General features: G+C 74.3%; 1 protein-coding gene. It reads left to right on the top strand.

Annotation, left to right across the window (positions count from 1 at the left end):
• Positions 1-38 precede the first annotated feature (38 nt).
• A complete protein-coding gene (locus ABZ562_RS21465) occupies positions 39-11,636 on the top strand; it encodes a type I polyketide synthase (RefSeq protein WP_361481881.1) in 11,598 nt (3,865 codons plus the stop codon).
• Positions 11,637-11,651 lie beyond the last annotated feature (15 nt).

Genomic DNA, 11,651 nt, shown 5'->3' with positions numbered 1-11,651 from the left:
GACCCGACCTTCCGGATTCCTCGAGAGGGAACGCACGTATGAATGAGGAAAAGCTCCGTTACTTTCTCAAGCGGGTCACCGCCGACCTGCACGAGACCCGCCGACGCCTCCAGGAGGTGGAGTCGGAGGACCAGGAGCCCATCGCGATCGTCGGGATGAGCTGCCGCTACCCGGGCGGCGTCGAGTCGCCCGAGGACCTGTGGCGGCTGGTGTCCGAGGGCGGGGACGGCATTTCCGAGTTCCCCACGGACCGTGGCTGGGACATGGGGCGGCTCTTCGACGACGACCCGGACGGCGCGGGCACGAGCTATGTCCGGGAGGGTGGTTTCCTCCACGACGCCAACTACTTCGACCCGGCGTTCTTCGGCATCAGCCCGCGCGAGGCCCTGGCCATGGACCCCCAGCAGCGGCTGCTGCTGGAGACCACCTGGGAGGCGTTCGAGCGCGCGGGCATCGACGCCACCTCCGTACGCGGCAGCAGGACCGGCGTCTTCGCGGGCGTCATGTACCACGACTACGCCTCGCGGCTGCGCGCCGTACCGCCCGGTGTCGAGGGCTACCTGGGCACCGGCGGCTCCAGCAGCATCGCCTCCGGCCGGGTGGCGTACACCTTCGGCCTGGAGGGCCCGGCGCTCACCGTCGACACGGCGTGCTCCTCCTCCCTGGTCACCCTGCATCTGGCCATGCAGGCGCTGCGCAACGGCGAATGCTCGCTTGCCCTGGCCGGTGGCGTCACCGTGATGTCGACGCCCGACACGTTCACCGAGTTCAGCCGCCAGCGCGGGCTGTCCTTCGACGGCCGCTGCAAGTCGTTCGCGGCGGCAGCCGACGGCACCGGCTGGTCCGAGGGCGCGGGCATGCTGCTGGTGGAGAAGCTGTCGGACGCCCGGAAGAACGGCCACCGGGTGCTGGCCGTCGTCCGTGGCTCGGCCACCAACCAGGACGGCGCGAGCAACGGCCTGACCGCCCCCAACGGCCCGTCGCAGCAGCGCGTCATCCGCCAGGCGCTGGCCAGCGCCCGGCTGACGGCCGACCAGATCGACGTCGTCGAGGCGCACGGCACGGGCACCACGTTGGGCGACCCCATCGAGGCGCAGGCGCTGCTCGCCACGTACGGCAAGGAGAAGCCCGCCGAACGGCCGCTGCTGCTCGGCTCCATCAAGTCCAACGTCGGCCACACCCAGGCCGCCGCCGGTGTCGCCGGGATCATCAAGATGGTCAAGGCCATCGAGCACGGCTACGTGCCGAGGACCCTGCACGTGGACGAGCCGTCGCCGCACATCGACTGGTCGGCGGGGGCGGTCTCGCTGCTCACCGAGGGCCGCCCGTGGCCGGAGACCGGCCGCCCGCGCCGCGCCGCCGTGTCGTCGTTCGGCATCAGCGGCACCAACGCCCACCTGATCATCGAGCAGCCCCCGGCCCCGGAGGCCGACGAGGCCATCGATGAGGCCACCGCCAAAACCACCGCCGAGGACGAGGCCACCACCCCTCCCCGCGACCTCCCCCTCCTCCCCTGGCTGCTGTCCGGCAAGGGCGAGGACGCGCTGCGCGCCCAGGCCGCCCGGCTGCACACGTACGTCACCGAGCGCCCCGACCTGGACCCGCTGTCCGTCGGCTACGCCCTCGCCACCACCCGCGCCGCCCTCCAGGACCGCGCGGCCGTGGTCGCCGGGGACCGCGAGACGTTCCTCGACCGGCTCGCCGCGCTCGCGGCGGGCGAGCCCGCCACCGGGCTGGTCCAGGGCGCGGAGACCCGGGGCAAGCTGGCGTTCCTGTTCACCGGCCAGGGCAGCCAGCGGCTCGGCATGGGCCGCGAGCTGTACGCCACGTACCCGGCCTTCGCCGCCGCGCTGGACGAGGTGTGCGCCACGCTCGACCCTCGGCTCGAACGCCCCCTCAAGGACGTGCTGTTCGGGGACGACGCCACCGCGCTGGACCGCACCGGCTTCACCCAGCCCGCGCTGTTCGCCATCGAGGTGGCCCTGTTCCGCCTCGTCGAATCGTGGGGCCTGAAGCCGGACTTCGTCTCCGGTCACTCCATCGGCGAGATCGCCGCCGCCCATGTCGCGGGCGTGTTGTCGCTCCCCGACGCCGCGCTGCTGGTGGCCGCGCGCGGCCGTCTGATGCAGCGACTGCCCGTCGGCGGCGCGATGATCGCCGTCCAGGCGTCCGAGGACGAGGTGACGCCGCTGCTGACCGAGCGCGTGAGCCTCGCCGCCGTGAACGGCCCGACGTCCGTGGTCATCGCGGGCGACGAGGACGCGGCTGCCGCCATCGCGGCGGGTTTCGAGGCGCGGGGCCGCAAGACCAAGCGGCTCACGGTCAGCCACGCCTTCCACTCGCCGCTCATGGACCCGATGCTGGAGGCGTTCCGCAAGGTCGCGGAGAGCCTGACGTACGACACCCCGAAGATCCCGGTCGTCTCCCACCTCACCGGCGGCATCGCCCCCGCCACGGAAATCGCCACCGCCGACTTCTGGGTGCGCCACGTCCGCGAGGCCGTCCGCTTCCTCGACGGCCTCCGCGCCCTGGAGGCCCAGGGCGTCACGACGTACGTCGAGCTGGGCCCGGACGGTGTGCTCACCGCCATGGCGCAGGAGTGCGTGACCGGCGACGACGCCGCGTTCGTCACCGTCTGCCGCAAGGGCCGCCCCGAGGCCGAGACCCTGACCACCGCCCTGGCCACCCTGCACACCCGGGGCACCGCCCCCGACTGGGAGGCGTTCTACGCGGGGACGGGCGCGGAGCGCGTCGAGCTGCCCACGTACGCCTTCCAGCGCGAGCACTACTGGCTGGACGCGGGCACTGCCTACGGCGACGTCTCCTCGGTCGGCCTCGGCACCGCCGACCACCCACTGCTCGGCGCGGCCGTCTCGCTGGCCGACGCGGAGGGTTTCCTGTTCACCGGGCGGCTCGCGCTGGACACCCACCCGTGGCTGGCGGATCACGCCGTCATGGGAACGGTGCTGCTGCCCGGCACCGCGTTCGTCGAGCTGGCCGTACGCGCCGGTGAGCAGGCCGGATGCGACCTGGTGGACGAACTCACCCTGGAGGCCCCGCTGATCCTGCCCGAACAGGGCGGGGTCCGGCTCCAGATCGCCGTGGGCGCCCAGGACGACACCGGCCGCCGCACCCTGGCACTCCACTCACGCCCCGACGCGGCCACCGACGACGAGCCGTGGGTACGCCACGCCATGGGCCTGCTCGCGCAGAGCACGCCGACCGCGCCGACCGCGCCGTTCGACCTGAGCGCCTGGCCGCCCGCCGGGGCGGAGCGCATCGACACCGAGGAGCTGTACGAGGGCCTGGAGGCGGCCGGATTCTCCTACGGCCCGGCCTTCCAGGGCCTGCGGACCGCCTGGCGGTCCGACGGCGAGGTGTACGCCGAGGTCGCGCTCCCCGAGGGCACGGAACCTGGTGCCGCCCTCTTCGGCCTCCACCCGGCCCTGCTGGACGCGGTGCTGCACACCATCGGCCTCAGCGACCTGACGGAGACCCCGGGCCAGGGCGGACTGCCCTTCTCCTGGACCGGCGTCCGCGTCCACTCGGTGGGCGCGGACACGGTACGGGTCCGCCTGTCGTCGGCCGGAAACGGCACGGTGTCGCTCCAGCTCGCCGACGTAACGGGCGCACCGGTGGCCTCGGTGGACCGCCTGGCGCTGCGTACGGTGTCCCCGGACCAGCTGGACGCCCCGCCTGCGGGCGGTGCGTCCGAGGCCCTGTTCCAGGTGGACTGGACCCCGATCCCGCCCCCGTCCGAGCCGGTTCCCCCGTCGGCCTGGACGACGCTGGGCCCCAACACCCCCCACCCGGACCTGGCGGCGCTGGCGGCCGCCCTGGACGCGGGCGCGGAGGCTCCGGCGTACGTGGTGGTGTCGCTTGAGGACGCTGCGGAAACTCAAGCCCGTCCGGCGCTTGAGGACCGGGGTCCAGGGGCGGAGCCCATGGTTGCGGGAAGGGGCGGGGTGGGGAACAAGCCCTCGCCCGCCGAAGCCGCACACAACGCCACAGCCCAAGCCCTCACCCTGCTGCAAACGTGGCTGGGCGACGACCGCTTCGCGAACACCCGCCTGGCCATCCTCACCTCCGCCACCGACCTCGCTCACGCCGCAGCCCGCGGCCTGACCCGCTCCGCCCAGTCGGAGAACCCGGACCGCATCCTGCTCGTGGACATGGACAGCCACGCGGCATCACGCGACGCACTGCCGGCCGCCCTGGCATCCGGCGAGCAGGAAATCGCGGTACGGCAAGGCGAGCTGAGGGCCCCCCGACTGGCCCGCGCCACCGCGTCGACGCAGGACGAAGCCCCCGAGTGGGACCCGGAGGGCACGGTCCTGCTGACCGGCGCGTCCGGCACTCTGGGTGGCCTGTTCGCCCGCCACTTGGTGGCCGAGCGCGGTGTACGCCGCCTCCTCCTGGTCAGCCGCCGTGGCGACCGGGCCCCCGGCGCGCAGGAACTGACCGCCGAACTGACCGAGTTGGGCGCCAACGTGAGCTGGTCGGCCTGCGACGTGGCGGACCGCACCGCCCTGGCCGAAACCCTGGCGGCAATTCCCACCGCCCACCCCCTCACCGCCATCGTCCACACCGCGGGCGTGCTGGACGACGGCGTGATCGCCTCCCTCACGCCCGACCGGCTGGCCAAGACCCTCCGCCCGAAGGCGGACGCGGCGTGGAACCTCCACGAGCTGACCCAGGATCAGGACCTCGCCGCGTTCATCCTGTTCAGCTCAGCCGCAGGCGTCTTCGGCGGTGCCGGGCAGGGCAACTACGCGGCGGCGAACGCCTTCCTCGACGCCCTCGCCCAGCACCGCACAGCGCACGGCCTCCCCGCCACCTCCCTCGCCTGGGGCCTGTGGGCCGAGCCCGGCGGCATGGCCGGGGACCTGGACGAGGCCGAACTCGCCCGCCTCCAGCGCGGCGGCATCGCCCCCATCACCGCCGACCAGGGCCGCGAACTCTTCGACGCCGCGAACCCCATGGACGAACCGCTGCTGGTCCCCATGCCCCTCCACATGGCGGCCCTCCGCACCCAGGCGAGCGTCGGGATGCTGCCGCCCCTCTTCCGCGGCCTGGTCCGCGTCCCCCCGCGCCGCGCGGCCCAAGCGGCCGCCGCCGCGCAGGACGGCGCGCTCGCCCAGCAGCTGGCCGGGGTGGCCGACGCCGAGGCCGAGGCGATCGTCCTCGCGCTGGTCCGTACGCAGGTGGCGGCCGTACTCGGCTACGCGGGGCCCGAAGCGGTGGAACCGCAGCGGGCGTTCAGCGAGGTCGGCTTCGACTCGCTCACCGCCGTCGAGCTGCGCAACCGCCTCACCGCGGTCACCGGCGTCCGGCTCCCGGCCACGCTGATCTTCGACTACCCGACCCCCGCCGCCCTCGCCACGTACCTCAAGACCGAGGCCCGGGGCAGCGAGCCCGACGCAGCGACGCCCACCGCCACCGTCACCCCACACCACCACGACGACCCCATCGCCATCGTCGCGATGAGCTGCCGTTTCCCCGGCGGGGTGGCCTCGCCCGACGACCTGTGGAAGCTGGTCACCGAGGGCACGGACGCCATCACCGACATGCCCACCGACCGTGGCTGGGACATCGAGTCGCTGTACGCCGACGACCCCGACCAGCAGGGCACCAGCTACGCCCGCAACGGCGGCTTCCTCCACGACGCCCACCACTTCGACCCCGTCTTCTTCGGGATCTCGCCACGCGAAGCCCTCGCGATGGACCCGCAGCAGCGGCTGCTGCTGGAGACCACCTGGGAGGCGTTCGAGCGCGCGGGCATCGACCCGGCGACGGTGCGCGGCAGCCGGACCGGCGTCTACACCGGCGTGATGTACAACGACTACGGCACGCTGCTGCACCGCGCGCCCGACGGCCTCGAGGGCTATATGGGCACCGCCAGCTCCGGCAGTGTCGCCTCGGGCCGGGTGTCGTACACCTTCGGCCTGGAGGGCCCGGCCGTCACCGTCGACACGGCGTGCTCCTCCTCTTTGGTCACCCTGCACATGGCGGTGCAGGCGCTGCGCAACGGCGAATGCTCGCTGGCGCTCGCCGGAGGCGTGACCGTCATGGCGACCCCCGGCACCTTCGTGGCGTTCAGCAAGCAGCGTGGCCTCGCGACCGACGGCCGCTGCAAGCCGTTCGCCGACGCCGCCGACGGCACGGCCTGGGGCGAGGGCGTCGGCATGCTGCTGGTGGAGCGGCTGTCGGACGCGCGCAAGAACGGCCACCCGGTCCTCGCGGTCGTCCGTGGCTCGGCCATCAACCAGGACGGCGCGAGCAACGGCCTGACCGCCCCCAACGGCCCGTCCCAGCAGCGCGTCATCCGCCAGGCCCTGGCCGGGGCGCGGCTCTCCGCCACCGAGGTCGACGTCGTCGAGGCGCACGGCACCGGCACCCGGCTGGGCGATCCGATCGAGGCGCAGGCGCTGCTCGCCACGTACGGTCAGGAGCACACCGAGGACACGCCGCTGTGGCTGGGCTCGGTGAAGTCCAACTTCGGTCACACCCAGGCCGCCGCCGGTGTCGCCGGGATCATCAAGATGGTCAAGGCCATCGAGCACGGCGTCCTGCCGAAGACCCTGCACGTGGACGAGCCGTCCGCCCATGTGGACTGGTCGGCGGGCGCGGTGTCGCTGCTGACCGAGCAGCGGACGTGGCCGGACACGGGCCGCCCGCGCCGTGCCGCCGTGTCCTCGTTCGGCATCAGCGGCACCAACGCGCACACCATCATCGAGCAGGCGCCCGCCCAGGAGCCGCACGCGCGGCAGGAGCAGCGGCCGGGCGCGGTGCCGTGGGTGGTGTCGGCGAAGAGCGAGGCGGCGCTGCGCGCCCAGGCCCAGCGGCTGCTGGACCGCCTTCACGGCGAACCGGCGCCGCACCCCGTCGACATCGGCTACTCCCTGGCCACCACCCGCGCACCCCTGGACCAGCGCGCCGTGCTGGTCGGCACGGACCGCGACGACTTCACCACCACCCTGACCGCGCTGGCCCGGGGCGAGGCGGCACCCCGCCTGGTCCAGGGCACGGGCACGGGCACGGCCGAGAAGACGGCCTTCGTGTTCCCGGGGCAGGGCTCGCAGTGGGCGGGCATGGCGGTGGGGCTGATGGACGCCTCCCCGGTGTTCGCCGCCCGGGTCGAGGAGTGCGCGGCGGCGCTCGCGGAGTTCACCGATTGGTCGTTGGTGGAGGTGCTGCGCGGCGCGGAGGGTGCGCCGTCGCTGGAGCGCGTCGATGTGGTCCAGCCGGTGCTGTTCTCGGTGATGGTGTCGCTGGCGGAGCTGTGGCGTTCCTTCGGTGTTGAACCGGCCGCCGTGGTGGGCCACTCGCAGGGTGAGATCGCGGCCGCGTGTGTGGCGGGGATTCTGTCGCTGCGGGACGCGGCGCGTGTGGTGGCGTTGCGCAGTCAGGCGATTGGCCGGGTGCTGGCGGGTAAGGGCGGCATGGTGTCCGTGGCGCTGCCGGTGTCCGAGGTACGGGAGCGGATCGCGGCGTGGGGGGAGGAGCGCGTTTCGGTGGCGGCCGTCAACGGTCCGTCGGCCGTGGTGGTCTCCGGTGAGCCGGCCGCGCTCGATGAGCTGGTCGGCTCGTGCGAGGCGGACGGGGTCCGGGCGCGCCGGGTGCCGGTGGATTACGCGTCTCACTCCGCCCAGGTGGAGCTGTTGCGCGATGAGCTGCTGAAGCTCCTCGCCCCGGTGCGGCCGCAGGCCGCTCAGGTGCCGTTCCTGTCGACGGTGACGGGGGAGTGGGTCGAGGGTCCGGAGCTGGACGCCGCGTACTGGTTCACCAACCTGCGCCGTACCGTCGAGCTGGAGAGCGCGGTACGCCGCCTCCTCGACGAGGGCTTCGGGGCGTTCATCGAGTCCAGCGCCCACCCCGTCCTGATGATGGCCGTGCAGGAGACGGCCGAGGACGCCGGTCTGGACGCTGCGGCGATCGGCTCGCTGCGCCGCGACGAGGGCGGGTTGGACCGCTTCTGGGCGTCGCTCGGTGAGGCGTGGACACGCGGCGTCCAGGTCGATTGGAGCGCGGTGTACGACGGCACCGGCGCGCAGCGCGTCGAGCTGCCCACGTACGCCTTCCAGCACGAGCGCTACTGGATCGAGGTGCCCCTCTCGGTGGGCGACGTCGCCTCCGCCGGGCTCGGCGCGGCCGGGCATCCCCTTCTCGGAGCGGCCGTCGAACTCCCCGACTCCGACGGCTTCCTGCTCACCGGGCGGCTGTCCCTGCAGACCCATCCCTGGCTCGCCGACCACGCCGTGTCCGGCACGGTGCTGCTCCCGGGGACGGCCTTCGTGGAGCTGGCGATCCGGGCCGGTGACCAGGTCGGCCACGGTGTGCTGGAGGAGCTGACCCTGGAGACGCCGCTGATCCTGCCCGAGCGTGGCGGGGTCCAGCTGCGGCTGACCGTCGGCGCCCCCGACGCGGAGGGGCGCCGGACGCTGGAGGTCCACTCCCGCCCGGAGCCCGCCGCCGACCAGGGGGATCTCGCCACCCAGCCCTGGAGCCGCAACGCCAGCGGTGTGCTCGTGGCCGGAACACGGGGCGAGCCCGCCGAGGGGCTGTCCGTCTGGCCGCCCGCCGACGCGGTCGCGCTCGACGTGGACGACCTGTACGAGCGGTTCGCGGCGGGCGGCTTCGGCTACGGCCCGGCGTTCCAGGGGCTGACGGCCGCCTGGCGGCGCGGCGAGGAGGTGTTCGCCGAACTCCGGCTGCCGGGGAAGCAGCACGCCGACGCGGCGCTGTTCGGGCTCCACCCGGCGCTGCTGGACGCCGCGCTGCACGGCGTGGCGCTGGGCGACTTCCTGGGCACGGAGGCCGAGGGCGTACGGCTGCCGTTCTCCTGGAGCGGTGTGGCCCTCCACGCGGCGGGCGCCACGGCGCTGCGCGTACGGATCGCACCGGCCGGGCCGGACGCGGTGGCATTGACGGTCGCGGACGAGAACGGCGGCGCGGTCGCGTCGGTGGACTCCCTGGTGCTGCGGCGTGTCGCGCCGGAGCAGCTGCGCGCGGCCCAGGTGACGTACCACGACTCGCTGTTCCGGCTGGAGTGGGTGCCGGTGCCGACGCCCTCGGCGGCCCCCGCGGCCACCCGCTGGGCCCTGGTCGGCCGGCAGGCCGCGAGCGACGGCACGGACGCCTTCGGGCTCGTCACCGCGCTTGAGTCCACCGGCGCCGACTGCGCCGTCTTCCCCGGTCTGGCCGAGCTGGCGGCCGTGGTGGCCGGGGGCGGACCCCGGCCCGACGTGGTCCTCCTCCCGCTCACCGGCCCCGCCGGGGACGGCGGCGCCCATCTGGCGGAGGGGGCTCGGCTGGCCGCGCACGCCGCGCTGGAGAGCGCGCAGGCGTGGCTCGCGGAGGAGGTCTTCGCCGGGGCGCGGTTGGCGTTCGTCACCCGCAGGGCGGTCGCCACGTCCCCGGACGCCGAGGTGTCCGGCCTGGTGCACGCGCCCGTATGGGGGCTGATCCGCACCGCCCAGACCGAGAACCCGGACCGCTTCCTGCTGCTCGACCTGGACCACGACGAGGCCTCGGCCGACGGGCTGGTGGCGGCCGTCGCGAGCGGCGAGCCGCAGCTCGCCGTCCGCGAGGGCGCCCTCCACGCGCCCCGCCTGGCCAGGGTCGCCACCGATCCGGAGCCGGAGGAGACGCTGCCGGAGTTCGACCCGGACGGCACGGTCCTGATCACCGGCGCCACCGGTGTCCTCGGCGGGCAGCTCGCCCGCCATCTGGTGGCCGAGCGCGGCGTACGGCATCTGCTGCTGGCCGGCCGCCGCGGACAGCGGGCCGAGGGCATGCCGGAGCTGGCCGCCGAACTGACCGGGCAGGGAGCCACGGTGAGCGTCGCGGCGTGCGACGTGGCCGACCGTGAGGCGCTGGCGCGGCTGCTGGCCGAGGTGGACCCGGCGCATCCGCTGACCGCCGTCGTGCACACCGCCGGTGTGCTGGACGACGGGCTGGTGTCCGCGCTCACCCCGGACCGGATCGACACGGTCCTCCGGCCGAAGGCGGACGCGGCGCACCACCTGCACGAGCTGACGAGCGACCTCGGCCTCAGGGCGTTCGTGCTGTTCTCCTCCGCAGCCGGCACCTTCGGCGCGCCGGGGCAGGCCAACTACGCGGCGGCCAACGTCTTCCTGGACGCCCTCGCCGCGCACCGCCGCGCCGCCGGGCTGCCCGCGCTCTCGCTGGCCTGGGGCCTGTGGGAGCAGCGCAGCGCGATGACCGGCGACATGGCGGACGCGGATGTGCGGCGCATGGCCCGCTCCGGGATGGCGCCGCTGTCCTCGCGGGACGGCCTGGAGCTGTTCGACGCGGCGTGCGCGGTCGGCGGTGAGGCGGTGCTCGTACCGCTCCACCTGGACACCGCGCCGCTGCGGGAGCAGGCCGCCGAGGGGGCGCTGCCCGCCGTGTTCCGCGGCCTGGTCCGCACCCCGGCCCGGCGGCGCACCGCCTCCGGCGCACCGGCCGACGCCGGTGGGCCGTCGCTGGCGCGGCGGCTGGCCGGGCTGGGCGCGGCGGAGCGGGAGAACGTCCTGCTGGAGGTGGTCCGTACGCAGGCCGCCGCCGTCCTCGGGTTCGCGGACGCGGACGCCGTGGGCGCCACCCGCGGCTTCCTGGAGCTGGGCTTCGACTCGCTCACCGCGGTCGAACTGCGCAACCGGATCAACGCCGCCAGCGGGCTGCGGCTGCCCCCGACACTGCTCTTCGACCACCCGACGCCCGCGCGGGTCGCCCGGCAGCTGCTGGAGGCCCTGGCGCCCGAGATGGCCGCCGACGGCGGTACGGGCACACCGCACGACGACGCGTCGGTCGCGGAGCCGTCGGACGTGTTCGGCGCGATGATGCGGGAGGCCGGGCAGCTGGGCCGGCAGGAGGAGTTCACGCGGCTGCTGATGGACGTCTCCCGGTTCCGGCCCTCGTTCGGCAGCGCCGCTGAGCTGCGCAAGGCGCCCGCGCCGGTGCGGCTGTCGCGCGGTGAGACACGGCCCGCCGTGGTGTGCTTCTCCTCGATCCTGTCGATCGGCGGCCCGCACCAGTACGCGCGGTTCGCCGCCGGATTCCGCGGCGAGCAGGACGTCTGGGCGCTGGGCAACCCCGGTTTCGTCGCCGGGGAGCGGCTTCCGGCGAACCCGGAGGCGGTGATCGAGGCGCAGGCCGAGGCGGTGCTGCGACAGACCGACGGGGCGCCGTTCGTGCTGCTGGGGCACTCCTCGGGCGGTGTGCTGGCGCACGAGGTGGCCACGCGGCTGGAGTCCACCGGGGTGTTCCCGGAGGCGGTCGTCCTGCTGGACATCTACTCGCACGACCGGGACGCGGCGGTGGGCCTCCAGCCGGGGCTGAGCGCCGGGGTGGACGAGCGGAGCGCGAGCCATGTGCCGGTGGACGACACCCGGCTGCTGGCCATGGGCGCGTACTTCCGGCTGTTCGGCGAGTGGCGGCCCACCGAGGTCAAGACGCCGACGCTGCTGGTCCGGGCCGGGGAACGGCTCTTCGACTGGTCCCGCGACGGCGACTGGCGGTCGTACTGGGAGCTGCCGCACACCGCGATCGACGTGCCGGGCAACCACTTCACGATGATGGAGGAGCACGCCGGGACGACGGCGCGGGCCGTCCGGGACTGGCTGTCCGGCTGACGGGCGCGTACGCGA

It is taken from the genome of Streptomyces sp. NPDC019937, assembly GCF_040631655.1.
Lineage (GTDB): Bacteria > Actinomycetota > Actinomycetes > Streptomycetales > Streptomycetaceae > Streptomyces.
This window is presented reverse-complemented; position numbering and strand designations above follow the sequence as displayed.

Coding starts and splice junctions, on each gene's coding strand:
- ABZ562_RS21465 (WP_361481881.1), top strand. CDS start 39: ATGAATGAGGAAAAGCTCCGTTACTTTCTCAAGCGGGTCACCGCCGAC.